Genomic DNA, 25654 nt, shown 5'->3' on the forward strand with positions numbered 1-25654 from the left:
CACCAGCCGACCGCGTGACGTCCCAGCCGAGGAACAGGCCCACCGTGAGTGATCTCCGTCAGCCGCCCGAGCCCCAGAGTCCCGCCGTGGACAGCCAGCCCGCCGTCCACGGAAACGACAGTGGCGGGCAGTCCTCTCCCGTCGGCAGGCTGGCGGCGACCGTGGAGCGGCTGCGCCGGGAGGTACGGGCGGCGCAGGCCGAGGCGGACGGGCGGGCCCTGATCGAACTGGCCAAGGGCATCCTGGTCGAGCGGCTGGGCTGCGGTCCGGCGCAGGCCTCGCGGCAGCTCGCCGGGCTCACCGCACAGGCGGGCGTGACGCCGTTGGAGTTCGCGGTCGAGGTGATCAACCAGGCCTCGCGCGACCGCGTGTCGGAGGTGACCAACCAATTCCTCGCCGCCACCGCCGACCCGCTCGAGGGGCACTCCTCCGCTGTACGGCTGCGTACCGCCGAGAGTGGTGCGCTCGCCGCCCAGGACACCCAGGCTGTCGCCGACTCCCTGCTGGAACACGCGCTGACCCCGCTGGGCGCGGAGGCGGTGGCCATCTGGGCCCTGGGGCCCGACGGGTCCCTCGCCCTGGCGGGCAGCGCCGGGTTCTCCACGGCCGAGGCCGGACGCTGGCGGCATGTACCGCCGGGCGTGACGACCGTGGCGCGCCGTGGGCTCGCCGAGCGCACGGGGCAGTGGATCCGCAGTCTGTCCGAAACCGGGCTGCCGTCCATCGGCCAGCACCACCACTCCGACGGCGGCCGGGTCGCCGTACCGGCGGAGACCGGCGGGCGCATCCACGGCGTACTGGAGATCGCCTGGGCCGCGCCGCTGGAGCCTCCTCCCCCGCCGATCGTCCGTCAGATAGAGGCGCTGGCCGAGCTGTGCGCGCACACCCTGGAGACGTACGCCCTCCACCATCCCGACGGCGCCCCGCTCCCGCGCGTTCTGCCGGACGTCTCCGAGCTGATGGACCTGGCCGACGGTCTCCACGACCCGGCGCTGGTGCTGGTGCCGCACCTGGACTCCGACGGACACCTCGTCGACTTCCGCATCCACCACGTCAACAGCCGCTTCCTCGACCCGGCGGGCCGGCCGCGGGGTGTCGTGAGCGGCGCGCTGCTGCTGGAGGCGTACCCGATGGCCGCCGGTCACAGCGAGTTGTTCGAACGCATGGAGCGGGTCTACGCCACCGGTGAGCCCTTCCGCGCCCACCGCATGCGGCTCACCGCCCTGGTGGACGACGTCCCGCTCGCGGCCGTCGCCGACATCAACATCAGCCGGCACGGCGGCAGCGTCCTGCTCATCTGGCGCATCGAGGACGAGACGGCCCGCCTGGCGAGCCTGCTCCAGCACGCCCAACGCCTGGGCCGTATCGGCGGTTTCGAGGAGAACCTGCTGACGGGCGAGATCACCTGGAACGGTCAGCTCTACCACCTCTACGGCAGGCCCGTCTCCGACGCCGCCGTGCCACTGGAGGACCTGCCCGCGCACGCCCACCCCGACGACGCCGTCGCCATCGGACGGTTTCTGCGCACCCTGCTCCACCAGCGCCGTCCCGCGTCCACCGCGTTTCGTCTGCAACGCCCCGACGGGGTCACCCGCCACATCCGGGTCGTGGCGGAGCCCGTCCTCGACTCCGCCGGTCAGCTGTATGTCGTACGCGGCGCCTACCAGGACATTTCCGCCCACCACTGGACCGAGGTCGCCCTCGCCGCCACCCGGGACCAGCTCGCCCACAGCGAGCAGCAGGCCAGCGAGCGCAACCGGCTGACCCTGCAGTTGCAGCACGCCATCATGCCCCCGACGCGGGCGCCGCTGGAGGTTCCGGGGCTGGACGTGGCGGTGCGCTACCGGCCCGCGGAGACCCAGCATCTGGTCGGCGGTGACTGGTACGACGCGGTCGTGCTGCCGTCCCGGCTGGTGCTGCTGTGCGTGGGCGACGTCGCCGGGCACGGCATCGAGGCGGCCACCAGCATGGTCGTGCTGCGCAACGCGCTGCGCGGGCTCGCGGTGACCGGCGCCGGGCCCGGCCAGCTGCTGTCCTGGCTCAACATGGTGGCCCACCATCTGACCGGCGCCGTCACCGCCACCGCGGTCTGCGGCCTGTACGACCCCGAGCACCACACCCTGCGCTGGGCGCGGGCCGGGCATCTGCCGCCGGTCCTCGTACGCGGCTCGGATGCGGCACCGCTGCCGCTGGTCAAAGGGCTGCTGCTGGGTGCCGTACCGGAGGCCACGTATGAGGAGCACGAGGTCCAGCTCGCCGTCGACGACACGCTGCTGATGTACACGGACGGTCTGATCGAACGCCGGGACCGGTCCGTGGAGGAGTCCCTGGCGCAGTTCCTGACGGTCGCACGTGCGGTCCCGCCCACGCTGGACCAGCAGTTGGACCGTCTGCTCACCCACAGCAGGTCCGACACGGACGACGACACCTGCATCGTGGGAATCCGCGTGGCCTGAGGCACGGTCGGCCTCAGTGCCGCGCCACCACCCGCAACGTCGTGACCGACGGGTCGGCGGCGTCCGGGATCAGGACGCCATGGTCGACTCCGCTGCGCAGATAGTCGAGGACCTCGTCGGTGATGACCTCACCGGGAGCGATCACCGGCACACCCGGCGGGTACGGGCTGATCATCTCCGCGGCGATGCGGCCGGCGGCACGGTCGGCGGGGACGTGGTCGACCTCGGCGAAGAAGGCCTCGCGCGGCAGCATGGCCTGCTCCAGTTCCAGGGCCGACGGCTCGGGCAGGTGCACCGGCGCCCTGCGCTCAATGGATTCGGCGCCCTCTGTGAGGGCGCGCAGGGCGTCCAGCAGCGTCTTCTCCGTCTCGTCGTCGTCGGCGTGCGTGATCGAGGCGCTGATCCGGCAGGTGTCGGAGCCGCCGATGTCCACGTGCCGTTCGGCCCGCAGCCACTCGGCGGCCTGCATGCCGCTGATCCCGAGCTCGCGTACGTCGATCACGACCTTCAGGGGGTCGAAGTCGGCGGCGAGCCCCTCCTCCACGACCTCCTGCCCCATGGGCCGCAGTCCCGGCAGATCTCCGGCCGCCAGCCGGATCCGTTCCGCGCGGTGCAGCGCGGCGCCCAGGAGGTCGTGGCCCTGCTCGACCATCTGACGACGCCAGCCGTCCAGGGTCAGGTACACCAGCGACGAGGCACTGGTGGTGCCGAGCAGGTCCTCCCGCTGCTTGAGCGCTTCCGGCGAGACCCGGTCGTACTGGAGGTGGAAAACGGAGCTCTGTTCGATCGCCCCGCCCATCTTGTGGACACTGGTGACCACCAGGTCCGCCTCGGCGTCCATGCCCCAGGCGGGCAGCTCGGGATGGAACGGCAGGTGGGCGCCCCAGGCCTCGTCGAGGATGAGGGGGACCTCGAACTCGTGGCACACCCGGGCCACGCCCCGGACGTCGGCGCAGGTACCCCAGTCGGTGGGGGTGATCAGCAGCATGCCCTTGGCGTCCGGGTGCTCCTGGAGACGGCGGCGTACGTCGTCGGGCTCCGGCGGATGGGCGATGTGCCGCTCGCGGTCGAACTTGGGATGGACCCAGATCGGTTCGACGCCGTTGACGACGACTCCCGAGATCACGGACTTGTGCGCGTTGCGCGACAGCAGCAGCTTCTCCCCGGGGCCCGCCACGGCCAGCATCGCCGTCTTGACGGACAGGGAGCTGCCACACGTGGAGAAGAACGCCTGCTCGGCCCCGACCGCGTCCGCCATCAGTTCCTGTGCCTGGCTGAGCACGCCCTGGGACTGACGGCGGTCGTCCAGCCCGTTCAGGGACAGGACGTCCGAGCGGAACACATCGAGCCCGACGATCTCCGCCACCCGCGGGTCCACGCCGCGGCCCTGCTTGTGCCCGGGCGGACCGAAGACCGTGTCTCCGCGACGCCGGAACTCCTCCAGCGCCTCCAGCACGGGCACCCGCGAGTGATCCATGGTTCCTCCCAAGTCCGTCCCGCCCGTTCAGTTGTCGAAGCCGTACGGCCCACTCGGTCTGAACACCGTGTTGACCGCATGAGCCCGCCGAAACGCCCAGCACAGCCGTCCGGCCCCCTGGAGGCTCAGAAGGGGTGCAGGTGCCGCTCCATCCAGTCCGCCGCGGTCCGGCGGAACAGGCGCCGGTTGTCCGCGCGCAGGAAGTCGTGCCCCTCGTCACGCAGGACGAGGAGCTCGGCGGGGACACCGCGCTCCCGGGCGGCCCGCACGAACTGTTCCGACTCCCCCGGCGGCACGTTGGTGTCGTGCTCGCCGTGGACGGCGAGCAGCGGGGCCCGCAGCGCGTCGATACGGCTCATCGGTGACAGGGCGTGCAGCAGTTCGCGGTCGCGCTCGGGGTGGCCGTACTTGTGCGCCGCCGATTCCGCGATCCAGGGCTCGGTGCCGGCGAAGAAGGTCAGCAGGTCGGACATGCCGCAGACGGCGACGCCGGTGCGGAAGAGGTCCGGGTGCCACACGAGGGAGGCGAAGGTCAGGTAGCCGCCGTACGAGCGCCCCATCACCGCCAGCCTGGTCGGGTCCGCGGGGCCCGCCGTGACCGCGTGCGCGGCGCAGTCCGCGACGTCGTCGAGCGCGGCGTAGCGGCCGGTGCCCAGGTCGGCGTCGACGAAGGACCGGCCGTGTCCGCCGGAACCGCGGACGTCGGGGGCGAAAACGTCCAGGCCGCGCCCGAGCAGCTCGTGGTACAGCGGGTCGAACACCGGGCGTTCCTGGTCCTCGGGGCCGCCGTGCAGGTGGATCACGCAGGGTGCCGGCTCGTTCGGGGCACGTCCCGGAGCCCGGTAGTACCAGCCGCTGAGGGGCAGGCCGTCCCTGGCGGCGAGGCGCGAGAGGACAGGACGTACCGGTGGGCGGCCCGGCGGGACGGCGTCCTCGTCCCGGGACGACCACGGGGTGCGCAGCAGGGACACGCCTTCGTGGGCCCACCACACGCCGGGGCGGCGTTGTGAACCGGACAGCGCCAGCAGCAGCCGCCCCGTCCCGGCGGCCGCGACCCGCGTGACGACCTCGTGGGGCAGCGGTACCGGCCGCGCCGGTCCTGCGGTGTCCGGGGCGCCGTGCCCCGGGGAGGTCTCGAGGACCTCGAGTTCGCCGGCGCCCCGCACGTTCCAGGCCAGCACGGCCGTCCGGCCGTCGTGTGCCATCGCCAGCAGTTCCAGGCCGCTGTCCTCGCGTTGCGCCACGACGGTCCTGCCGCGCGGCGTGCCGTCGGCGCCGAGAGCGACGGCGAAGAGGGCCGCGTACTCGCGGTCGGCGTCGCTGCGCAGCCACAGTGTCCGCCCGTCGGGCGAGAACCGGCCGATCCACTGGTCACCGTCGGCGACCGGCAGGGTGAGGGTGGTCGCCGCGTCCGAGGTGCGCCGGACGACCGCCTCCCGCCGCCCGCGCGGCCCCCGGCGCAGCAGCGCGAGCCGGCCGTCGCGGCTGAGGTCGCACACCCGGAGCGTGGGGGCGTCCGGTTCCGTGGCGAGCAGCACGGGCGAGGCCAGACCGTCGGGATCGATCAGGTAGGCGGACAGTCCTCCGCCCGGCCGGGTCGCCGGTGTCCCGCCCGGCCCCACGGCGTACGCGGTGGTACCGAGGAGGGTCGCTCGGCCGTCCCGGGCCGTCCAGTGGGCCGGGACGGCGTCCGTCGAACCGTCTCCCTGGACGCGGGCGGGGGGTGGCGCGGCGAGGGTGACGGCGACGGCCGAGCCGTCGTGGGCCCAGCAGCCGAGGTAGGCGGAACTGTCGGGGTCGGCACCGGCCAGCAGGCGACGGCCGGTGCCGTCGGGGCGCACGCACAGCACCCGTGAGTGCTCACCGCCGCCCGGCGCGGTGGTGTACGCGATCCAGCGGCCGTCGGGGGACCACGACACCTCCTTCACGGGATCCGGCGAGGAGTCGAGCAGCCGGATCCCCTCCCCGTCCACGGGCCCGGCCCACAGCTGGGGGACGCCGCCCCGGTCGCAGATGAAGGCCACCTCGGTGCCGTCGGGAGCGGCGGAGGGATACCAGCAGCCGTGCGCGTGCAGCCGGGTCACGGCGTCCCGCGGGCCTTCTGCCTCGGGCAACGCCATCGAGGCGGGGGCCGCGGCGCGGGCGGGCCCCTGCGCCGGGACGGGCGCCGGTGCGTGCACGGGCCGGGGGTCGTACGCGCCGGTCACGTGATTCCGTGCGTCTGAAGCCATGTCTCCAGCAGTGCCACCTGCCACAGGGCGTTGGCGCCGCGTTTGGTCCGGTGCTCGTCGGGCGCCGCCAGGAGCTCGGCCACGTACGACTCCTGGAAGATCCCCCGCTTCTTCGCCTCCGGTGCCGAGAGCGCCTCGCGTACCCGGTCCAGGACGGGGCCGGCCATGTGCCGGATGGCCGGGACGGGGAAGTAACCCTTGGGCCGGTCGACGATCTCCGACGGCAGGAGCTTGCGTCCGGCTTCCTTCAGTACGCCCTTGCCGCCGTCGGCGAGTTTGAGCTCCGGCGGGCAGGCCGCGGCCAGCTCGACCAGCTCGTGGTCGAGGAAGGGCACGCGGGCCTCCAGCCCCCAGGCCATGGTCATGTTGTCGACCCGCTTCACCGGGTCGTCGACGAGCATGACGTGGGTGTCCAGCCGCAGCGCCGCGTCCAGGGCTGTCTGCGCGCCGGGAAGGGCCATGTGGTCCCTGACGAAGCGGCCCGACACGTCGTCCTCGGGCAGCATGTGCGGCTGGAGGATCCGCGCCAGGTCGGCGTGGGGACGGTCGAAATACGTCTCGGCGTACCTCTGCGGCTCCTCCTCCCGCGCGACCGCGGCCAGCTCCGGGTACCAGTGGTATCCGGCGAACACCTCGTCGGCGCCCTGCCCGGTCTGTACGACCTTCACCTCCTTGGAGACCTGCTCGGACAGCAGGTGGAAGGCGACCACGTCGTGGCTGATCATCGGCTCGCTCATCGCGGCGACGGCGTCGTCCAGGCCGGTCGAGACCTGCTCGGAGGGCACCGTCATCCGGCGGTGGTCCGTGCCGAACTCCCGGGCGACCAGGTCCGAGTAGCGGAACTCGTCGCCCTTCTCGCCGCCTTCGGCCTCGAATCCCACGCTGAACGTCTTCAGGCCTCGCTGACCCTCCTCGGCGAGCAGTGCGACGATGAGGCTGGAGTCCAGGCCGCCGGAGAGCAGGACGCCGACCGGCACGTCGGAGACCATCCGGCGGCGTACGGCCGTGCGCAGCGCCTCCAGCACCGCGTCACGCCACTCCTCGGGCCCCATGCCCGCGTACTCGGCGCGACGCGTGTAGGACGGCTGCCAGTAGCGGTGGTCGCGGTGGCTGCCGTCCGGTTCGATCACCCGTACCGTGGCCGGCGGCAGTTTGCGCACTCCGTTGAGGACGGTGCGCGGCGCGGCGACCGTGGCGTGCCAGCTCAGGTACTGGTGGACGGCCACCGGATCGACGGAGGTGTCCACGTCCCCGGCAGCCAGGAGAGCGGGCAGGGAGGAGGCGAACCGCAACCGGTCCGGTGTCGGCGCCAGATACAGCGGTTTGATCCCCAGCCGGTCACGGCCGAGCACGACACGGCCGGTGCGGTGCTCGACGAGCGCGAAGGCGAACATGCCGTAGAAGCGCTCCACGCAGGCGGTTCCCCACTGCCGGTAGGCGTGGAGCACGACCTCCGTGTCGGATGTCGACTCGAAGCGGTGCCCGAGGCGCCCGAGCTCTTCGCGCAGCTCCCGGTAGTTGTAGACGCAGCCGTTGAAGACGCCGGTGATCTCGCCGTCGGCGTCGGTCATCGGCTGGGCGCCGAGGTCGGACAGGTCGATGATCTTCAGTCGTCGGTGCCCCAGCGCCACCGCGCCCTGTGTCCAGATGCCTCGGCCGTCGGGCCCGCGAGCGGCGAGCCGGTCGGTCATGCGCTCGACGGCCGCGAGGTCGGGTCGCCTGCCGTCGAAGCGGATCTCGCCGCTCAGACCGCACATGACGCTCCGCCCCCTTCCCAGGAGCCGGCGGACACGAGCCTGGACGGGAAGCCCGGGTCGCGCCTGCCGGTCGCGACCCGGGCGGTATTGCTGGACATGAACGAAACCTCTCCTCGGGTTGTGTCGGTGCAGTTCGGACGGGCGAGGCGGTGGGACGCATCGCGCGCGACCGGGTCAGCTGCCCAGGACCTCCGGAGCCCCGGATCCTGCCGCACCCGCGGCGGAGCGCGCGACCTTCCTGCGGGTGGCGGGGGCCGGCCTGCGGTGTCGCCGCTCGCCGCGGGTTTCCGCGATCAGCAGGTCCGTGCAGGCCAGCAGGTCCTCTTCCCGTGTCTTGCGGCGCATGCGCTCGGCGGCGCTGCCGTCCGCCAGGGCCGCCTCGGTCAGATCCCTGACGGTCTGCCAGTCGCCGTGGGCCTCCAGCGCGGGACGCAACCGGGCCAGCAGCCCGCGTACGACATCGGCGGCAGGCGCCTCCCGGTGGGTCCTAGGATCCACCAGCGCACCCTCCAGGCCGGACCGGGCAGCCCGCCAGGACGCGCCGCGCAGCCATTCGTGGCGGCCGTCGCACACCGCCGCGCCGGACGCGCGCCGCTCGATGGCCTCGGTCACCAGGGCACGGAACAGGCCGGCCACGAGCACGACGGTCTCCGCCCGCGGGCAGGCGTCGCAGATACGGAGTTCCAGCGTCCGCAGGTGCGCGGAGGGGCGAACGTCGTAGTAGATCATCCCCGGGTCGCTGATGACCCCGGCCCGGACGAGGTCACGTACCGCGGCGTCGTAGTCGGCCGCGCCGGGGAAGCAACCGACGGGACCCGCGGTGGGCCAGCGCTGCCAGAGCAGCGTGCGCCAGCTGGCATAGCCGGTGTCGGCTCCCTGCCAGAACGGCGAACTGGCGGACAGCGCCAACAGCACGGGCAGCCAGGGAGAGACCGCGCACATCACCTTTACGGCCGTGTCGCGGTCGGGTATGTCCACGTGGACCTGGGCGCCGCAGATGAGCTGTTCGTCGGCCACCTGGCGGTACTCCTCGACCATGTGGCGATAGCGCGCGCCGGCGGTGGGGTGTCCGGAGGCGGCCGGGGCAAGCGGTGCTGTGCCCGCGGCCACGACCGCGAGCCCCAGCGAGGAGGCGGCCGCGTCGAGCCTCCGTCTCGTTCTGGTGAGGTCGGCGTACAGGCCGGCCAGGGTCGCGTGCACCCCGCTGTTCGACTCCACGGTGGACTGGTGCAGTTCCGTGGTGAAGGTGCGCCGGGGAAGCCGACGCAGGACCGCGTCGGCACGCGGCACCAGCAGTCCGCTTTCCACTTCCAGGATGTGGAATTCCTCCTCGACTCCGATGCGCATGACCACAGTCGCTCCTTGAGGTGTTGCCGAAGGCCCCGCCTGTCTCAGGGGTGACCCCCAAGTGCCCACGAGATCGACCGATACGCGTGAAATGCGCGTTTGAAGCAGATCACCCACAAGTGAGCAGGGTTCTGGGTCAGCCGTCGGTGGTCCTGTCGACCAGCGCGCCGTACGCCAGCTGCAGCGCGTCCGCCCCGGCCAACGCGGCCAGCGCGCCCATCGCGGTGCGCGTCGCGCGAGGCCACAGGAGCTGTCCGGCGGTCAGGGTCGACGCCACCCAGACGCTCATGCAGAAGGGGCAGGTCATCAGCTCGCCCACCGTGTCCTTGCCGTTCCCTGGCTGCGCCTCCTCGTGCAGTTCGGCGGGGCCCTGCGGACCGACGTACGTCGTGAAGGGGGCGCGCAGCGGGCTCGTCACCGCTGCCTTGCTGATCAGCCGGCTGAGCCGGAACGTGGCCACCGAGGTCAAGAGCACGTCCCAGGGTTCCGGCCGGTCGGGCAGCGGGCGCCCGCGAAGGCGTACCGCCGCGGCCCAGCCCCCCGTGTAGGCGCCGAACGCCGCCATGGCCGTGAGATAGCCGCGCAGGGGCCGGTCGTGCGTGCCCGCGTAGCCGCGGCCCGTGCGCCGGAGGAACGCCTGTGCCCGTCGTCTCATGCGGTTGTCAGTCGGTGTGGCCATGGGCGGATCCCCGTCCTGATTCGTTCGATACCGATCCGGTTCCCAGCTCTCGTCCACCGCGCCGATCCGGTGCGGCCTTCCGTGACGATGTGGGGTGGGCAGCGCGTGCATCGGTCCGACGCGCGTCTGCGAAGGGTTCAGCTGCGCCCGGTCGAGGTGTGTCCGACCGGACTGCGTCGATCACCGGTCCAGCCGCTGTTTCCGTTCCAGATGACGTCGTCGCCTGCTCATGGCCAGCCGGGTCTCCCTCAGCACGCGCCGCAAACGAGGACGCTCAGCCGCCCGGCCGGACGACCGCGCACACAGCCGTCCGACGGGTCGCCAGGTGCGCGGTGCGCAGTTCCCCTGCCGCCAGCCGTTCCAGCAGCGTCGGGAGGTGGCGTCGGCCGTGCTGCTGGGCGCCCCGCACGGTCAGTGCCGTACGGCGGGTCCGTCTGGAGCCGCAGCTGCTGCTCCACCTGGTCGTACAGGTGGACCGGACTGTCGCTGCGCGCCTCCATGCCGACCGCCTCGATGCACACGCCGGGGCCGCGGCCTCCGGTGTGTTCGCGCAGTTCCTCGCCGACGTCGGTGGCCGTGCAGTCGATGACCTCGCTGCCGATGTGGCGCTGCGTCATCTCCGGACGTTCCGGGATCCGGTTCGATGGAGATCACCCGTTCCGCGCCGAGCACCATCGTGGCACGTGCCGCCATCCGGGCGACGGCGCCACAGCCCCGTACGGCCCCGCCGAGGTCGGCGCCCATCCAGCCGGTCGGCACCGCGTCGGACGCGAACAGCGCGCTGGTGTCGTCCACGCTTCCGGGACGTTGAAGGCCCCGTAGTCGCCGAAGGGCACGCGGACGTACTCGGCGTGGCTGCTTCTGCCCGGGCACCGTGATGAGCGCCCGAGCGGGCGAGTCCCCCGGGATCGACGTGGTCAGGGCTTGGACACCGCGTGGCGCCCGGCCCTCCCGGACAGTGCGACGTGGCGAGAAGGCCGGGCGGGACCGGTGGGCCCGAGGCCCCGCAGGCACCGGCAGGCCATGGCCAGCAGACCCGTGAACACGGCCAGGAGCAGCAAGGAGGTCCACATGGGCCGGCTGCCGGGAGAATCCCCCATCGTCCAGGCTGACGATGCCGTCCACAGGACGACGCCGGCCGCGTAGAAGGCCCTGATGCGGCGCAGTTGCCTTGCGGCCCCGGCCGCCGTGGTGTCGTCGGTGTGTGTCATGCCGACCCGTGTACCCCGATCGACGCCCACCAGCCTGCGGACCGGGCACCGCGTACCGTCACGCAGTCGCGGTGTGCCTGCCTGACGAGCGGGTCAGTTCGTCTGCGAGCTCGTTCCGCTCTGCCGGGACACCTTGTCCGTCATGTCGACGGTGTCGGCGGACGGAGGCGCGGCAACGTCGACTTCGGTGCCGAAGCCGCTGAAGTCCATGACGACCTTCGCCTGGGCCTGCCGGGCGGATGTGCCGGCCCCGCCGGTCTGCGCGGCGTCCTTGACGGTCATCCGGATCTGCTGTCGGCGGGTGAGTCCGTCCTCGTCGATCCAGAGATCGACGGGCACGTTGTCGCCCAACTGCGCACGCAGCTTCCGCTCTTGGGCCGAATCGCCCTCGGCCAGCTTCGACAGGTCGAGATCGACCCGGTAGTGCGTGGTGGACACACCGTTCACGGTATCCTCGCCCACCTTCCGCACGTCCTTCTCGGACAGGGACTTGGTGTAGGCGAAGGAGTTCGCCGGGTCGCTCATCGCGGGGCCACCGGTGCCCTGCGAGCGATTCAGTCGCTGCAGGTCCACCTTCATCCAGCTCCTGCCCTCGGGCAGTTGGCCGCTTGCCGCGGGGGGCTTCTGGTACAGAACCTGGTTCACGATCCGCTGTTCGAGCTGCTGGCCGCCCTGGCCCAGCCGCATCCGGCTCGTACCGTCTTGCAGGTCCAGCACGCCGGAACCGGTGATCGTCTCGCTGTTGCCGCCCGCCTCGACAGTGGTCGCCAGCTTGATACGGGCCGTCTTCGCCTGCGTGGTCTTCTTGTTGGTCGCCTGGACCACCTGAGCCGGCGAGGACTGCGGCTGTCCCTGTGAGGCGGACCGATCCGCGCTGTCGGCCCCGCTTGACCCGTCGTCGCCGCATCCCGTCAGCAGGGCGACCGACACGATGCCACCGACGCCCAGAGCGGCCGAGCGAGAGGTACGTAAGGACGGTTTCATCACGCCTGACATCCCTTCATCACCTTCTGGTGCCAAAAGTGCTGCGTACCACCGGATGCCCCACCCACAGCCCGGCATACGCGGACGCCGACGGTCGTGTGCCACACCGGACGGCCTGCTGGTGCGGCATACGTACGGAACAAGACATGTGTCCTGCGTACCATCACTACGACAGCGCGTGCGGCAGGAACTGCCACCGCACCAGCGGAGGCAGGCGAGACAGCACGCCCCATTGGATGTCGCGGAGGCCGCAGGCGCGCGCACCGCGGGCCAAGGCCCCAGGAAGAGGTGCGAGCCCATGTCCGAAACCGCCCCCAACACCACCGAGTTGACCTCCCAGTACAGCACCCAGGTGGCCGGTGACCTCGAACGCAACCTCAAAGAACAAGAGCGCCTCAGCGGGGAAATCGAAGCACTCCAGGGTCAGTTGGCGGCTCTGCGGCACGACCACGCAGTCCTGCTGAACATCCAGCAGGTCCTGGGCACCCCGACGACAGCCGATTCGCCATCCACCCCGCCAGGCGCAGTGGTGCCCGCTCCTCGTAAGAAGGCCGCCGCCTCGGACGGGCGGAGGGGCACCCGGAATTCGGCCGAACAGGCCGGAAAGCGGACCGGAAAGAAGGCAGCCGCCAAGGCTTCGACCGTGCGGTCGGGGCCCACCCTCGTCGACCTTGTCCGAGAGCATCTGGCCGACCAGAGGGAACCCCGCTCGGCGGCCGAGATCTCCACCGCGCTGGGCCGGCAGCACCCCGAGCGCACGATCAAGGCCACCGTCGTGCGCACCACACTCGAGGGACTCGTGGCCAGGAACCAGGCCCAGCGCACCAAGCAGGGGACCTCGGTCTTCTACACCTCACTCGACGCGAGCGAAACTGCCACGCCGACCGAGGACAGCTCCCAGCAAGCGGACTGAACGAACGCGGTGCCGAGGCTCATGCCGAGGCTCATTCAGCGGGTCGGCCGTGAGGGGCGGAAACCGCCCCCGCCCCGTCCCTGCCAGCCGGCGGCCGCGAGGACCGCGGCCGCCGCTCCGGTGCCCAGTACGGCACCGGCGACCACGTCGCCCGGATAGTGCACCCCGGTGTGGATCCGCGAGTAGCCCACCGCGCAGGCCAACAGGCCCAGCGGCACCGTGGCGACGGGAAGCGCGGGCCCCACCGCCGCCGCGAAGGCGACCGCGGACGCCGTGTGCCCCGAGGGGAAGGACGCGGACTCCGGCATCGGCACGTGCCGCCCCGGAAACGGCGAGTCCTCGGCCCGGTGCGGACGCGGTCGGCGTACCAGGCGCTTGCCGAGCATGTTCGCGCTCGCCGAGGCGACACCGATGGCCGCGACTCCGAGGGCGGCGGCACGCCGGGGTCGCCCGGGGCACAGGGCGAGCAGTCCGGCGATCGTGAACGAGATCTTGGAGTGGTCCGCCGCGGCCGACAGCCGGCGCAGGGCGTAGTCCAGGGCCGGTGTCCTGGTGACCGTCACGGCCTCGTACAGCGCCTGGTCGAGGGCGGCGAGATCCCGCAACAGCTCGCGGCAGGTTCGCTGTTGGGGCTGCGGTCGGTCAAGCATCGCTCTGCTCCTGGTTCTTGACAGCCGGGAAGGGAGTCCGTTCGAGGGCCAGTCGGACGACACGGCGCCAGTCGACGGACGGGGCAGTGTACGGCGCGCCGGGACGGTTTCTCGGTACCCGAACCCGCAGTGCCTTGGGGCGTACGGTGCACACGACCGGCTGGGGCAGCAGCAGCGCTTCGCCGTCCACGGCCACCGGGATGGTCTCCGCGTCGGCCTCGACGACCACCCGACGCGAGGTCAAGGAGGTGATCCCGCTGGCGCGTTCGCCCCGCAGCGCGAGTTCGGCGGCCTGCGCCGCGCCCTCGATCCGCAGACTGATCACACCGAGTCGGCCTCCGTCCAGGTGGGATCTTCGTCCGACGCCCATCGGGCCGGCCTGCACGTAGGGATTGTTGCTCACCAGCAGCGCGTGCGGGGCTTCGAGGCGCTGGTCGTCCGCCGTGGCGGTCAGCTGTGCTCCGGCCTCGCCGGCCAGCAGGTCCGGCAGCAGTTCGAGAGTGGTGGACGCCTTGGCCTCGCGGTACTCGGGCTTCTGCACGATCTCCGCGTACATCCCGAACGAGACCGTGTTCACGAAGGGCCGACCCGCCACGTCGCCCAGATCGACACGGATCTCCACGCCGTGGGAGAGAGCCTTGAGACCGCTTGCCGGATCGTCGCGGTCCAGACCCAGGTCCATCGCGAAGTGGTTGTGGGTCCCGGCGGCGAGGACCACGAACGGCACTTCGTGTTCGGCGGCCACCGCCGCCACCAGAGCCTGGGTGCCGTCACCACCGGCCACGCCGAGCAGATCCGCGCCCTCCGCGACGGCCTGGCGAGCCAGCGCCGCCGGATCGGGGCTGTCGGCCACGTCGAGCAGGATCACCCGGGCGCCCAACGCCTCGGCCCGCTCCACAAGGCCGTGCTCGGCGACCTTTCCGCCGCCCGACAGCGGATTCATGATCAGCACCGGTCTGCGGGGCGGCCGGACCGGATGCGAGTGCATGCCGCGGGGTGACCGCAACCGACGCAGTGCGCTTCTCGCGCAGGCCAGTGCCGCCGCCCACAGGCCCAGCGCCGCCGCCGCGAACGGCCACAGGCCGGACACCGCGTACAGGACCAGGACGGCGACAGGCGCGGCGACTGCCAGCAGGGCGCCGCACACACGCGCCACACCCCGATGTGCCAGAGCCCACCAGATACCCGCGCCGGCCAGGGCGAGCCCCACCAGCCCCAGCAGCGGGAGCAGCCACCGGCCCGCGGCCACGACCGCCGTGACCACCCCTGCCAGACAGAGCAGAGCCAGCCGGGCCAGCGTCCGCGCCGCGGTACCGGAGCCGTCCGGCTCCACCTCATTCATCGTCCGGGTCGCCTCTCACGGATCGGTGGCCCAACGATCTCATGCTGTTGCTCTCGCTGCCGGTGCCGCCCCGGCCCCCTGTGGTTCAGCGGGTCACGACGTGCCGCTCGTCGGGGACGCAGTGGGTCATGGTCAGGCCCTCGACATCGCGCGGAGGGTTCTTGCCGAGGTTCGACAACCGCTTGCGGTCCTCGTCGGTGAGGTCCTGGCCGGCCAGCGGCTCAAGCCCGGCGACGTCCTCCGGACTGATTCCGAGCCCCTCGCCGACCCGCAGGCCCAGGTCGTTCTCGACCAGCAGGAAGTGCCACACCATGCGCTCCTGTACGGGCCGGTCGCACTGGGCGATCAGGTCGGTGAGGTTCTTCACCAGGTCGTCGCGCTCCCACTCCTCCAGGAGCAGGTACCGCTGGCCCGCCTGCAGGTAGTCGTTGGTGCGAGGAATGCGCTTGCGTGTGAGCCGGCCGTGGATCTCCGGGCCCTGTTCGTCGTGCGTCGGGTACTGCGCCTCGCGCAGGCCTCCGGTGATGGACGGCTCGTAGTTGACGTGCGGGTTCTCGCCCGCGCCGTCCACGTGGTACGTCATCTGGCCGTCGCGCTGGTTGGTGCGCACGTCGGCGTTCTTGGCCTGGTTGACGGGGAGCTGGAGGTAGTTCGGGCCGACCCGGTGGCGCTGGGTGTCGCTGTAGGAGAAGGTCCGGCCCACCAGCATCTTGTCGTCGGAGAAGTCCAGTCCGTCGACGAGGACGCCGGTGCCGAAGGAGATCTGCTCGTTCTCGGCGAAGAAGTTGTCCGGCATCCGGTCGAGCACCATCCGGCCCACCGGCTTGGGCGGGAACTCCTGCTCGGGCCAGGTCTTGGTGTCGTCGAGCGGGTCGAAGTCCAGCTCGGGGTGGTCGTGGTCGTCCATCATCTGGACCAGCAGCTCCCACTCGGGGTACTCCCCGCGGGCGACCGCCTCGTACAGGTCCTTGGTGGCGTGGCCGAGCGAGTCGGCCTGCACGTTGGCGGCGTCCTCCTCGGTCATCGAGCGGACGCCCAGCTTGGGCATCCAGTGGTACTTGACCAGCTTGGTCTCACCCTCGGCGTTGACCCACTTGTAGGTGTTGACGCCGAAGCCCTGCATGTGGCGGTAGTCCGCGGGGATCCCACGCGGGCTGAACAGGTTGACCAGCATGTGCATCGACTCCGGTGTCTGCGACATGAAGTCGAAGATGCGGCGCGGCTGCTGCTCGAAGGTGACCGGGTCGGGTTTGAGGGCGTGGATGACGTCCGGGAACTTGATCGCGTCCCGGATGAAGAAGACGCCCAGGTTGTTGCCCACCAGGTCCCAGTTGCCGTCCTCGGTGTAGAACTTCACGGCGAAGCCACGAGGGTCACGGGCGGCCTCGGAGGAGTCGCGCCCACCGATCACGGTGGAGAAGCGAACGGCCAGGTCGGTGCGCTTGCCGCGGTCCTGGAACAGTTTGGCCCGGGTGTACCGGCTGATCGGCTCCTCGCCCCAGGCGCCGTAGGACTCGAAGTAGCCGTAGGCGGTCACACCGCGAGCGTGTACGACACGCTCGGGGATGCGTTCCCGGTCGAAATGGCTGATCTTCTCCAGGAACTGGTAGTTCTCCAGCGTGGCGGGCCCGCGGGCGCCGACGGTGCGCTGGTTCTGGTTGTCGTGGACCGGGTGGCCCTGGCGGTTGGTGAGCACCTTGCGGTCGTCCGCCGGAGCGGGACCGGTACCGGACACATCGGTCATGATCTGGGGCTCCTCAGGTTCTCGGCAGGTGACAGCCCTCGGCACAGCGGGCAGCCGCCGACCGGTGTTCGGCGGACCACCCGAGTACCCGGTCGGCTCGTGCCACTCACGTCACGCGTCCGCCATCAGTGCGTCGTCGTCGGGGCGGGCGCCGGACAGCTGACGGCGGGCAGCTGCCAGGGCGGAGTCGATGTCACGGGTGCCCGTGGCGATGCACAAGGTGTAGGACACATCCTCGAGGCGCTGACGCGCCCCGGCGCTGCCCTCCTCCGCGTGCAGAACACGCAGCGCCTCGTAGCGCTCGAGCAGGTCGGTCAGCAGGGCGGGGTGGGCCATGAGCATGATTCGCTCCTCCATCTGCGCAGGGGAGTGAGGGCGGTCTCATCCGCCGCGTCACTCGGACTGTCGCGGGAGAGGCCTCGGCGGACACACCAAGGAGGGCCGCATTCGGCCGCTTCCGCGGTGGGCCTGTGATCCCAAGCACCTGCCGCCCGTCTGCCCGGGCGGCCCCGGCCCAAACCCGCCTCCCGCTCAGCCCTTCTCAGCACGAGTCCACCTGCACCTCCGCCATCAGCTGTTCCCGGCGCGGGCCGCCCGGTGGGTGTGCCAGTCGGCAGACGTCGGCCGTGCGGGCGCGCACGTCGGGGGGGGATCAGCACCGCGGCCTTCGGCCCCGACGGCACCCGGCTGGGCGTGGGCGTCGTCCTGGGCCGGGTCAGCCTCGGGGGCGGCGCCGCGCGGGCGCGCCTCGGCGTGCTGGACGGCACCACGTCCGACCCGACGACGGACGGCCACCGGCGCGGTCACCACGCTTGCCTTCTCCCACGACGGACGTACGCTCGCCGTCGCCGGATCGGCCGGCAGCCTGCACCTGTGGGACCTGACGTCCCAACGGCTCCTAGGGACCACACTCCCCGAGGAGATCAGTGCACTCCCGTTCGGCCCCGACGGCACGCTCAGGTCCTCGCCGGGCATGCGTGCCTCCATGCGCCCGGCGCGGAGGTTCCGGCCCACGGGCCGAGCGTGCGGGACGGCGATGTCGGCGGCTGACGGCCTCGGTCTTCCGTCTGCTCTCGTGCCCGGGTCAGTCCCGGCGGGCGTCGACGTCGCCGTTGATCGTGGTCAGCGTCATGGTGTGGTTCCGGTCGGCGCGCTGTGCCGGGACGGCCACCGTGGCGCGGCCGTTGTCGGTGGAGGCGGTGACCCGGTAGGCCGGGCTGTCGTGGGGCACGGTGACGTCGACCGAGCCGTTGACGGTCGCGGCGCTGACGCCCGACGGGACCGCGGCACATCCCACCACCACGTCGCCGTTCGTGGTTGCCGCGTGCACCCGCTCCGCTGTCACGCTCGTCGCGCGCACCGAGCCGTTGCGGGTGGACAGCCGTATGTCGGCGTCGTCGCGTCCGGAACGGGTCACCGTCACATCGCCGTTGACGGTCGTGATGTCCAGCGCGGCGGCGACGCCCGCCACGTCGACGCCGGCGTTGCGGGCGGTGGCCGTGACGCTCACAGCGTCGGGGATTTCCACGTACGGCATCCGCGGGCAGCCCTCGTCACCCGCGATCCGGTCGGCGCACGACAGGTCGAGCGTCCACAGCTTCCCGCGATGGGACCAGTGCTCGTCGACGCGGTCGTCGACGGTGACGCCGCGGCCGTCGGCCGGGCGCAGCCGCAGGCCGTTGTCGGTGGCGATCATCAGGTGGTCACCGGAGCCCGCCACGCGGAAGGTTCCCTCCGCCTGCGGGCCGCCGGATTCCCCGCCGTCGTCGTCGCTGCACGCCCCGGCGAGAGGCAGCAGCGCCAGAACCACCATCAGGCGCGTCCGGCGCCGTGTCGGCATCGCCTTCATACAGCCTCGGATGCCCCGGTTCGCCCCAGCCATGGCAGAGACGGACGGCGGGGCCGAACCGTCCGGTCTACGGCGCCGGCGCCGAGTCCGTCTCCGTCGCCCCCTCGGCCGCCGCGAGGGCGTTGTTGCGGCGCACGGAGGACCAGAAGGACCAGCCGATCAGGACGACACCGACGAGACCGGTGATGATCTCGTTGATCTGGTACTGGATGGTGACCATGAGGATCACCGCGAGGGCGCCGATCGCGTAGTGGGCGCCGTGCTCCAGGTAGACGTAGTCGTCGAGGGTGCCCTGGCGGACCAGGTACACGGTCAGGGACCGGACGTACATCGCGCCGATGCCGAGGCCCAGCGCCATCAGGACGATGTCGTTGGTGATGGCGAACGCGCCGATCACGCCGTCGAAGGAGAACGAGGCGTCGAGAACCTCGAGATAGAGGAACATGAAGAACGCCGCTCGGCCTGCCAGCATGACCGGTGATCCGGTCCCGCCGGAGTGTTCGGCTCCTTCCTCGCGTTCCTCGTCCTCTTCGAGTTTGTTCTCGAAGTAGCCGGACAGGCCCCCGACGACCATGTAGGTGATCAGACCCGAGATACCCGAGATCAGGACGGTCTGCGCCTTGTCGGCGTGGGCGCCGCCGTGCTGGTGGGCGTGGGTCGCGAAGGTGAACGCGGTGACCAGCAGGACGACCAGGGCAATGCAGACCGACAGCATGTCGACCTTGCCGAGCTTGGCCAGCGGCCGCTCCAGCCAGGCCAGCCACTTGATGTCCCGGTCCTCGAAGATGAAGTCAAGGAAGATCATCAGCAGGAACATGCCACCGAACGCGGCGATCGCCGGGTGCGCGTCGGTCACCAGCTGCTGGTAACGGTCCTTGTCGGTCACGGCCAGCTGGACCGCGTCGTACGGATTGAGCTTCGCGGTGATGGCGACGATCACGACCGGGAAGACCAGCCGCATACCGAACACGGCGATCAGCACGCCGACCGTGAGGAAGATCTTCTGCCAGAAGGCGTTCATCTTCTTCAGGATTCCGGCGTTGACCACCGCGTTGTCGAACGACAGCGAGATCTCCAGCACGGCCAGGATCGCCACGATGCCGAACGCGGCCCAGCCGTCGTACAGCACTCCTGCGGCCAGGCCGAGCGCGGTGACCGCGAACGCCCAGCGAAAGGTCTTCAATATCACTGGCACCAAGTCCTGTCATCGGGCGGTCGCCCGGGGTGGCGGGCGCAAAGGGCCCGTGGGGTCAGGGGCGTTGTCTATCACGGTCGTCCGTCGGCGAGGTGGCGCGGGGTGCCGGCGCGGGCGCCCTGGCGGCGGACCGCTGTCCGGATCATGTTCGGATGGGTGCTCGTACGGCGAGGAGGGCGACGTCGTCGTCGTTGGTGACGTGCCGGACCCGGCGCAGCACCTGGTCGGTGAAGGAGGCCAGAGGGCGGTGGGCGAGGGCGGCGGCGTGTCTGCGCAGGCGCTGCAGGCCCTCGTCGAGGGTCTGTCCGGGCGCCTCGATCAGGCCGTCGGTGTACAGCAGCAGCGTGGAGCCGGGCGGCAGCGGGGCGGTCGCGTCGGTACGGGGGGTACGGACTCCGGTGCCCAGGAGGATGCCGTGGCCGTCGGTCAGGTAGCGGGCCAGGCCGTCGTGGCTGATCAGGAGGGGCGGCGGGTGGCCGGCGTTGGTCCAGGACAGTTCCCAGTGGCCGTCGTCCCGCTCCTCGATCCGGGCGAAGATCGTGGTGGCCATGGTGACGTCGGTGATGTGCATGACCGCCTCGTCGAGCCGGGCGACGATCCGGCTCGGCGGTTCCTGGTGGGCCCAGGCGTAGGCGCGGAGCATGTTGCGCAGTTGTGCCATGCCGGCCGCGGCCTCCAGGTCGTGGCCGACGACGTCTCCGACCGCCAGCGCGGTGGCGCCGTCGGAGAGGGAGAAGGCGTCGTACCAGTCGCCGCCGACCTGTGAGGCGTCGGGAGCCGGCAGGTAGCGGGCCGTCATCTGCAGTCCGGGCACCCGCGGCATCTGGGGCAGCAGGTGGTTCTGCATGGTCTCGGCGACCTTGCGCTGACGCTGGTACAGACGCGCGTTGTCCAGGGCCAGGCCGGCGCGGCGGGCGATGTCCTCTATCAGGGGGAGGTCGGCGGTGGTGAAATCCGCTGGATTCTTGGCGCGGCCCAGGGTCAGTGCGCCCAGGACCGCGCGTGTGCTGCGGATGGGGGCGATGGCGGCGGAGCGGATTCCGGTGGCCTCGAACAGGCGGTGCTGTTCCACCGCGATGCCGGAATCCGGTTCCTGCCGGTAGGTCTGGGGGCCGGCCAGAGTCGAGGCGACCCCGCGCAGGGCTCTGGACAGGGGCATCGGAGAATCCTCCGGGACCGGCGGCATCGGTCCCTGAAGATCCTCGTGGTGCACCAGGGTGTCGTTCTCCGCGTGGACGACGGCGGTACGCCACACCTCGTCGCGCTCGGTGATCAAGTCGACGACGGCCCAGTCCGCAAGCCGGGGCACCACCAGGGCCACCAGCCGGCGCAGCGTCTCCTCGGCGTCGAGAGTGGACGTCAGCCGGGTGGTGGTCTCGGCCAGCAGCGCGAGCCGCTCGAGTTCCGGCAGCGCATTGGGCGCCGTCTCCGGTCGTCTGACGGTCTCCCGCGGGCGCTGGGCGTGGACGAGCACGAGCGTGCCGGCTTCCCGGCCGTCCACGACGTACGGCGTGATCAGCCACGACACGGGCAGCAAGGAGCCGTCCCCGCACTCGAAGTGGTCCCCCTCGGCCTGGGCGGTGTGCCCGGCGTGGAAGGCCTGCCGCATGTCGCACCGGCTCCTCGGCAAGGGGTGGCCGTGGGCGTCCCGGTGCAGCAGGTCGTGCGCGTCGCGGCCGAGGAACTCCGCGGCGGGCCGGGCCAGCAGTTGTTCGGCGTAGGAGTTGACGGCGATGACGCGGCCTTCCTCGTCCACGACGTACGCCGCGGTACCGATGGCCTCCAAGGTCCCGGTGAGCCCGGCGGCGGGTATGGCCGTGGGTGGTCTCCCGGGGGTCGCCGCGTCCTCCGCGCCTGTCATGTCTTCCTCGCCTCGCTGGTCGGGCCGCCGCCCTTTGCCCGTGGGTGGGGTTCTCGTTCGGCGGTACTGCCCTCCCGTGTGCCCCGACACTCATGTATCCAGCCTCGTCTGTGAGCGAGACCTCGCAACCGCGTCGGCAGGGCCGGGCGTGCGGAAGCGACCTGTGTCACCGCCGAGATCCTGCACGCGACCGGTGGCGTCTGCCCGGCGTGTACCCGGCGCGTGTGCGCTCGCGGCAAGCGTGGAGAAGGGGGAGCCACGACACCTTCGCGCCCCCTGACGCTTCCGCGCGCCGGAGGGGTGTGGCCGGATTCCCCCTGTTTTCAAGGCACTTGGCGGCGCGCTGGGTATCCGTGAAGTCACGGGTGGAGACAGGCGGCATGGGAGGGCTGGGGCTGTGGCACGCCTATCGTGGGCATTCGGCCTCATCCCGTCACGCCGATCACGCAAGCGCCATGTGGTGCGCGCGCTGCGGGCCCAGGGGCGCTACGGGCCGGGGTTCCGTGACGTGCTGCCCGCTTTCGCCGGTGTCGTGGCAGCCGTGTGCGCGGTGGCCGCAGTGCTCGCCGCGGGATACCGCGCTGCCGGGGTCGTCGTCCCTGTCGTCGGTGTGGTGTTCCTGGCCCTGGTCGTCACCGCCGCGATACGGCACGGACGCCCCGGCGCTCGCCGACGTATCGGCTATTACACCGCGGACGAACTGCTCGAACTCGACACCCAGGGACTCGCGTTGGCGGTGGCGCGGATGCTGCGCCGGGACGGGTGGCGGGTGCGGTTGATGCCCGCGCCGGACCGGCCGCGTCTGTGCGCCCGGGACGCGGCCGGCCGTCGGATCGACGTGGCCTTCCGGCCGGTGGCGGAACCCCTCCCCGACGAGGACGCGCCGCATCCTCACCCGCACCGCGGGGACCAGGAATCACCCCTGCGCCTGGTCGTCCATCGCGGTGTCTTCACCGCCCGAGACATCCGGTGGGCTCGGAGGGAGGAGACGATCTGCCTGCTCGACGGGTCCGCTCTGCGGCAGTGGGCGGCGGGCGCACGTCTCGACGACCTGCTGTCGCAAGGGCCGTGACCAGCAGGCGGTACGCCTCTGCCGCGAAGGAACGTCTCCGCGTCTGCCTCTCCCCCGTCAGATCCGCCCACCGGTCAAGCGGGTGATGGGACCGTGCACGTGGCGCCCGGCGCGTCGGCCGGCTGCGTACGACGTCGCGGTCAGCGCGGTCAGGCCGGCACCCACGCCCGCGGCGATGAGCTTCCGCTGGGCTATCACCGTCCAGGCCGTCTTGGCGACGGCCGCGGCCTGCCCCGAGGCGGCGATGACGGTCCGGCGGCCGGCCTCGACGCTCTTGGCGGCGGTCTGCGCGGCCCCACTCGCCGTGCCGGCCGTCCGCTCCGTCGCCTCCTTGCCCGCTGACGCAGCGTCATCGGTCTTCGCGGCCGCCTTCTTCGCCGCCTTGGACGCCGGGGCGGTGGCCTTCGCCGTGGTACGGCGGGCCTTCGCCGCCGCGGTCTGCGTGCTCGCGGAATCTTGGTTCGTCTGCTCGTTCGATTCACTCATGGACAACGCGTTACCGCTCGCTTCGACGGCAAACACGCTCCGTCGAGAGCCTTTTCACAGCGGGCGTCGCCAGGACACCTCACCGCGGCCCGGTGACGGCCCGGTGCTGTGACGCACCGGGCCGTGACCTCTGCCCTGACTCAGCCGATGCGGTAGCTGTCCCCGTAGACCTTCCAGTCCAGTGGCGGGTTCAGGTCGAAGTTGCCCTGGCGCAGGAAGACGCGTTGGGCGGTGTCGACCCGACTGGTGTCGCTGTGCGCCTCCTCCTGCTTCATCGCCCACACGCGTGCGTCCAGGAAGGCGTTCAGGTACGTCGTTTCGTCGCCGCCCTGCGCCGGGGGCTTGGCCTGGCGCAGGGCCCGGCGGCGGATGCTGCTGAAGCTGGTCGCGTCGCCGCCGTCGCCGTGCATGACGATGGCGTCGTAGTAGGCGAACTGACCGAGCACACGCAGGCCGTCCGTCTTGCCCTGCCTGACGGCGGGGTTGAAGTAGACGCGGTCGCGTTCGTCGTTCTGCGCCTGCTGGAACACCGTGTCCCGGGCGGCCTTGCGCCAGTCGTCGGGGAAGTTCGGGTCCAGGCCGTCGTGCGAGTCGCTGCCGTCGACGCGGCGCAGTGCCGGCAGATACCTGGCGAGGACGTTGCCGGGTTTGCGGTCGGCGTACAGCTCGACGAGGTCGAGCATGTCTCCGGTGCCGGAGCAGAAGCCGATGATGCCGGCGGTGTAGCCGCGGCCGTCACCTATGTCCTCGATGTACTTGTACTGCGCCTTCCAGTCGAGCGAGGAGTTCTCCGCGCTCGACACCAGCTTCATGGCGATCTCCTTCTTCGCGGGGTCGTCGAGGCCCACGGCGGCCGCGGGCGCTGCCGCGGCGCGCGGGGGGCTGAACATGGCGCCGCAGGTCGCCGCTCCCATCAGAGCGAGGAGGGTGCGGCGCGAGGTGTGGGCGGCCGGGGGCACTGTGTCAGGTTCCACGGGGACTCCAAGTGGAGGTGGGGGGTGGAGAGTTGGTCCAGACCTGATTGTTAGGAACGTTTCCTACCAGTGCGAGGCGCGCGCAGTAACCCCTACAGGGAGAACTTCGTAGGTTCGAACGAATGATGTTCAGCAAGACGTGAGTTCGGCCGGCGATCGAAGGGGGCTAGCTCCGCAGGGCGTCCTTGACGAACACGAGGCCGTCGCAGGCGGCCAAGTGGGCCGGGTCGAGCGGGGCGTAGCCGAACCAGGGGGACTCACGGGGCGCGGGCGGTGTGTCGGCGAGTGCGGTGGCCAGCTGCCGGGCGTCGATGAGGCAGGGGTCCTCCGGGAGGGCGTACAGGAGTCCTTCGACGGTGTCCGGCGGCGGTGTGTCCACTCCCTGGTGCCGGATCGTGCCGAGAGCCGTGGCCACGAAGGCGTACTCCGCGCCGAGTCGGGCGGTCACCAGCGCACCGGCGCTCCACCACTCCACCCGCCCTTCCCACGTCTGCATCGCGCTCTCCTCCCGCTGCAGATGGGAGTTGTGGGCATGGACGAGTGCCGGGCCCCGGGCGGCGACGGCGAGGAGGTTGTGGGCCATCATCGAATCCCGCAGCGCGCACAGGCGCGTCATGCGGGTCGGTGAGGTGTCGGCCATCGAGTGGTGGTAGCGCAACAGGCCGGTCGCGGTGCGGCCGTACAGGCGCGCCCGCTCCCAGTCGTCCCGGGAGGTCGCCGTGATCAGGTGGGGTGTCCGGACGTCGAGCAGCGTCACCAGATCGTCGGCGAGCAGACGCAGTCGGCCCGCTTCGGCCGACTGCCCGACGGACCGGGACGGGTCCCTCATCACGGCGGGATCGGTCCACCGGTCGTCGGCGCCGAGCAGGTGGTCGAGCGTCTCCGCGGTGCAGGGGAGCAGATCCGCGTCCACCCGGGCCGCCAGGTAGCCGTGGAGTGCGATGAGGGCCTGCCGGGGGCTCGCGGCGGCGCTGATCTCCAGCGGGCCGTCGAAGCCGGCGAAGCGGAGCCGCTCGGTCACGGGCCGGCCCTCGTTGTGAGCGCGCATCCAGCGCACGAGTTCGCGGTTGGCCGCACAGACGCCCCAGCCGTGGCTGAATCCGTGCTCCATCACCTCGTCGAGGGTGCCTGTGCCCGAGGTGACGTAGTCGTCCACCACCAGGCCCCTCATGCAGTCGCTCTCGATCGCGATGGTCCGGTAGCCCTCCTGCTCGACGAGCTGGCGGAAGAGCTCGTTGCGCAGTTCGAGCAGGGTGTCCTCGCCGTGGGTGGGCTCGCCGAGGGCGAGCAGCCGGGGCCGGGCCGGGAGCAGTCCCATGACGGCGGCAGCGTCGACGGCCTGGGCGGTGTCCTTGATGTCAGTCGCCATGCCTTCAACGCTATCGTTGAACCTTCGGTTGAGACTTTTTCGCGATATCATCGCTGA

General features: G+C 71.3%; 22 protein-coding genes. 4 read left to right on the forward strand and 18 right to left on the reverse strand.

What is annotated here, in order from left to right; genetic code table 11:
• Window positions 1–44: 44 nt before the first annotated feature.
• Window positions 45–2456, forward strand: a complete 2412-nt coding sequence (locus QF027_RS02745; RefSeq protein ID WP_373431036.1) for a SpoIIE family protein phosphatase — start codon at window positions 45–47, stop codon at window positions 2454–2456.
• Window positions 2457–2469: 13 nt separating this feature from the next.
• On the opposite strand, the gene QF027_RS02750 is transcribed toward QF027_RS02745, so the two are convergent.
• The 6 genes from QF027_RS02750 to QF027_RS02775 all read right to left on the reverse strand — a co-directional run bounded on the left by QF027_RS02750 (window position 2470) and on the right by QF027_RS02775 (window position 10564).
• Window positions 2470–3933: an aminotransferase class I/II-fold pyridoxal phosphate-dependent enzyme gene (locus QF027_RS02750; RefSeq protein WP_307072356.1), complete on the reverse strand. Its 1464-nt coding sequence runs from the start codon at window positions 3931–3933 to the stop codon at window positions 2470–2472.
• A gap of 125 nt (window positions 3934–4058) precedes the next feature.
• On the reverse strand, window positions 4059–6164 hold the full coding sequence (locus QF027_RS02755; RefSeq protein WP_307072358.1) for a S9 family peptidase: 2106 nt from the start codon (window positions 6162–6164) through the stop codon (window positions 4059–4061).
• Window positions 6137–7921: an N-acetylglutaminylglutamine amidotransferase gene (locus QF027_RS02760; RefSeq protein ID WP_306986301.1), complete on the reverse strand. Its 1785-nt coding sequence runs from the start codon at window positions 7919–7921 to the stop codon at window positions 6137–6139. The genes QF027_RS02755 and QF027_RS02760 overlap by 28 nt, the downstream gene beginning before the upstream one ends.
• A 174-nt stretch (window positions 7922–8095) precedes the next feature.
• Window positions 8096–9268 carry a carboxylate-amine ligase gene (locus QF027_RS02765; protein WP_307072360.1) on the reverse strand — a complete coding sequence of 391 codons (1173 nt, stop codon included), beginning with the start codon at window positions 9266–9268 and terminating at the stop codon, window positions 8096–8098.
• A 136-nt stretch (window positions 9269–9404) separates the two neighbouring features.
• Window positions 9405–9947, reverse strand: a complete 543-nt coding sequence (locus QF027_RS02770; RefSeq protein WP_307072362.1) for a DUF1360 domain-containing protein — start codon at window positions 9945–9947, stop codon at window positions 9405–9407.
• A gap of 248 nt (window positions 9948–10195) precedes the next feature.
• A complete protein-coding gene (locus QF027_RS02775) occupies window positions 10196–10564 on the reverse strand; it encodes a hypothetical protein (protein WP_307072364.1) in 369 nt (122 codons plus the stop codon).
• Window positions 10565–10590: 26 nt separating this feature from the next.
• Here QF027_RS02775 and QF027_RS02780 point away from each other — a divergent pair, with 26 nt between their 5' ends.
• Window positions 10591–10758 (forward strand): hypothetical protein, encoded by a 168-nt coding sequence (locus tag QF027_RS02780; RefSeq protein WP_307072366.1) that lies wholly within the window; start codon window positions 10591–10593, stop codon window positions 10756–10758.
• 106 nt (window positions 10759–10864) lie between these two features.
• On the opposite strand, the gene QF027_RS02785 is transcribed toward QF027_RS02780, so the two are convergent.
• Together QF027_RS02785 and QF027_RS02790 are read right to left on the reverse strand one after the other, a co-directional pair.
• Window positions 10865–11158 (reverse strand): hypothetical protein, encoded by a 294-nt coding sequence (locus QF027_RS02785; RefSeq protein WP_306986296.1) that lies wholly within the window; start codon window positions 11156–11158, stop codon window positions 10865–10867.
• A gap of 93 nt (window positions 11159–11251) precedes the next feature.
• Window positions 11252–12142, reverse strand: a complete 891-nt coding sequence (locus QF027_RS02790; protein ID WP_307072368.1) for a hypothetical protein — start codon at window positions 12140–12142, stop codon at window positions 11252–11254.
• 298 nt (window positions 12143–12440) lie between these two features.
• On the opposite strand from QF027_RS02790, the gene QF027_RS02795 reads away from it, so the two are divergent.
• Window positions 12441–13055 carry a hypothetical protein gene (locus QF027_RS02795; protein ID WP_307072370.1) on the forward strand — a complete coding sequence of 205 codons (615 nt, stop codon included), beginning with the start codon at window positions 12441–12443 and terminating at the stop codon, window positions 13053–13055.
• Between the two features lie 35 nt (window positions 13056–13090).
• On the opposite strand, the gene QF027_RS02800 is transcribed toward QF027_RS02795, so the two are convergent.
• From QF027_RS02800 to QF027_RS02830, 7 genes are all read right to left on the reverse strand, one after another.
• Complete coding sequence (locus tag QF027_RS02800; RefSeq protein ID WP_307072372.1) at window positions 13091–13705, reverse strand: phosphatase PAP2 family protein; 615 nt, start codon at window positions 13703–13705, stop codon at window positions 13091–13093.
• Window positions 13698–15047 carry a diacylglycerol/lipid kinase family protein gene (locus tag QF027_RS02805; RefSeq protein ID WP_307072374.1) on the reverse strand — a complete coding sequence of 450 codons (1350 nt, stop codon included), beginning with the start codon at window positions 15045–15047 and terminating at the stop codon, window positions 13698–13700. The genes QF027_RS02800 and QF027_RS02805 overlap by 8 nt, the downstream gene beginning before the upstream one ends.
• A gap of 85 nt (window positions 15048–15132) precedes the next feature.
• Entirely contained in the window at window positions 15133–16791 is a 1659-nt protein-coding gene (locus tag QF027_RS02810) for a catalase (protein ID WP_306986290.1), read from the reverse strand.
• Window positions 16792–16902: 111 nt separating this feature from the next.
• Window positions 16903–17133 carry a DUF5133 domain-containing protein gene (locus QF027_RS02815; protein WP_057614068.1) on the reverse strand — a complete coding sequence of 77 codons (231 nt, stop codon included), beginning with the start codon at window positions 17131–17133 and terminating at the stop codon, window positions 16903–16905.
• Window positions 17134–17875: 742 nt separating this feature from the next.
• Window positions 17876–18640 (reverse strand): DUF4097 family beta strand repeat-containing protein, encoded by a 765-nt coding sequence (locus QF027_RS02820; protein ID WP_373432397.1) that lies wholly within the window; start codon window positions 18638–18640, stop codon window positions 17876–17878.
• 67 nt (window positions 18641–18707) lie between these two features.
• A complete protein-coding gene (locus QF027_RS02825) occupies window positions 18708–19829 on the reverse strand; it encodes a DUF475 domain-containing protein (RefSeq protein ID WP_307072378.1) in 1122 nt (373 codons plus the stop codon).
• A gap of 148 nt (window positions 19830–19977) precedes the next feature.
• Complete coding sequence (locus tag QF027_RS02830; protein WP_307072380.1) at window positions 19978–21696, reverse strand: SpoIIE family protein phosphatase; 1719 nt, start codon at window positions 21694–21696, stop codon at window positions 19978–19980.
• 460 nt (window positions 21697–22156) lie between these two features.
• Between QF027_RS02830 and QF027_RS02835 the strand changes: the two genes are divergently transcribed.
• Window positions 22157–22768: a hypothetical protein gene (locus QF027_RS02835; RefSeq protein WP_306986285.1), complete on the forward strand. Its 612-nt coding sequence runs from the start codon at window positions 22157–22159 to the stop codon at window positions 22766–22768.
• Window positions 22769–22825: 57 nt separating this feature from the next.
• On the opposite strand, the gene QF027_RS02840 is transcribed toward QF027_RS02835, so the two are convergent.
• The 3 genes from QF027_RS02840 to QF027_RS02850 all read right to left on the reverse strand — a co-directional run bounded on the left by QF027_RS02840 (window position 22826) and on the right by QF027_RS02850 (window position 25597).
• Entirely contained in the window at window positions 22826–23290 is a 465-nt protein-coding gene (locus tag QF027_RS02840) for a hypothetical protein (RefSeq protein WP_373431034.1), read from the reverse strand.
• A gap of 104 nt (window positions 23291–23394) precedes the next feature.
• Window positions 23395–24168: a chitosanase gene (locus QF027_RS02845; RefSeq protein WP_307082254.1), complete on the reverse strand. Its 774-nt coding sequence runs from the start codon at window positions 24166–24168 to the stop codon at window positions 23395–23397.
• A gap of 226 nt (window positions 24169–24394) precedes the next feature.
• Complete coding sequence (locus QF027_RS02850) at window positions 24395–25597, reverse strand: erythromycin esterase family protein (protein ID WP_307072382.1); 1203 nt, start codon at window positions 25595–25597, stop codon at window positions 24395–24397.
• Window positions 25598–25654 lie beyond the last annotated feature (57 nt).

It is taken from the genome of Streptomyces canus (assembly GCF_030816965.1).
GTDB classification, from domain to species: domain Bacteria; phylum Actinomycetota; class Actinomycetes; order Streptomycetales; family Streptomycetaceae; genus Streptomyces; species Streptomyces canus_E.

What these genes read in the sequence shown, in the direction of transcription:
- QF027_RS02785 (WP_306986296.1), bottom strand. Translation starts at nt 11,158, where the DNA reads ATGACACACACCGACGACACCACGGCGGCCGGGGCCGCAAGGCAACTG.
- QF027_RS02830 (WP_307072380.1), bottom strand. Translation starts at nt 21,696, where the DNA reads ATGACAGGCGCGGAGGACGCGGCGACCCCCGGGAGACCACCCACGGCC.
- QF027_RS02810 (WP_306986290.1), bottom strand. Translation starts at nt 16,791, where the DNA reads ATGACCGATGTGTCCGGTACCGGTCCCGCTCCGGCGGACGACCGCAAG.
- QF027_RS02775 (WP_307072364.1), bottom strand. Translation starts at nt 10,564, where the DNA reads ATGACGCAGCGCCACATCGGCAGCGAGGTCATCGACTGCACGGCCACC.
- QF027_RS02765 (WP_307072360.1), bottom strand. Translation starts at nt 9,268, where the DNA reads ATGCGCATCGGAGTCGAGGAGGAATTCCACATCCTGGAAGTGGAAAGC.
- QF027_RS02770 (WP_307072362.1), bottom strand. Translation starts at nt 9,947, where the DNA reads ATGGCCACACCGACTGACAACCGCATGAGACGACGGGCACAGGCGTTC.
- QF027_RS02800 (WP_307072372.1), bottom strand. Translation starts at nt 13,705, where the DNA reads ATGCTTGACCGACCGCAGCCCCAACAGCGAACCTGCCGCGAGCTGTTG.
- QF027_RS02750 (WP_307072356.1), bottom strand. Translation starts at nt 3,933, where the DNA reads ATGGATCACTCGCGGGTGCCCGTGCTGGAGGCGCTGGAGGAGTTCCGG.
- QF027_RS02760 (WP_306986301.1), bottom strand. Translation starts at nt 7,921, where the DNA reads ATGTGCGGTCTGAGCGGCGAGATCCGCTTCGACGGCAGGCGACCCGAC.
- QF027_RS02820 (WP_373432397.1), bottom strand. Translation starts at nt 18,640, where the DNA reads ATGAAGGCGATGCCGACACGGCGCCGGACGCGCCTGATGGTGGTTCTG.
- QF027_RS02780 (WP_307072366.1), top strand. Translation starts at nt 10,591, where the DNA reads ATGGAGATCACCCGTTCCGCGCCGAGCACCATCGTGGCACGTGCCGCC.
- QF027_RS02790 (WP_307072368.1), bottom strand. Translation starts at nt 12,142, where the DNA reads ATGAAACCGTCCTTACGTACCTCTCGCTCGGCCGCTCTGGGCGTCGGT.
- QF027_RS02805 (WP_307072374.1), bottom strand. Translation starts at nt 15,047, where the DNA reads ATGAATGAGGTGGAGCCGGACGGCTCCGGTACCGCGGCGCGGACGCTG.
- QF027_RS02795 (WP_307072370.1), top strand. Translation starts at nt 12,441, where the DNA reads ATGTCCGAAACCGCCCCCAACACCACCGAGTTGACCTCCCAGTACAGC.
- QF027_RS02850 (WP_307072382.1), bottom strand. Translation starts at nt 25,597, where the DNA reads ATGGCGACTGACATCAAGGACACCGCCCAGGCCGTCGACGCTGCCGCC.
- QF027_RS02755 (WP_307072358.1), bottom strand. Translation starts at nt 6,164, where the DNA reads ATGGCTTCAGACGCACGGAATCACGTGACCGGCGCGTACGACCCCCGG.
- QF027_RS02815 (WP_057614068.1), bottom strand. Translation starts at nt 17,133, where the DNA reads ATGCTCATGGCCCACCCCGCCCTGCTGACCGACCTGCTCGAGCGCTAC.
- QF027_RS02845 (WP_307082254.1), bottom strand. Translation starts at nt 24,168, where the DNA reads ATGGGAGCGGCGACCTGCGGCGCCATGTTCAGCCCCCCGCGCGCCGCG.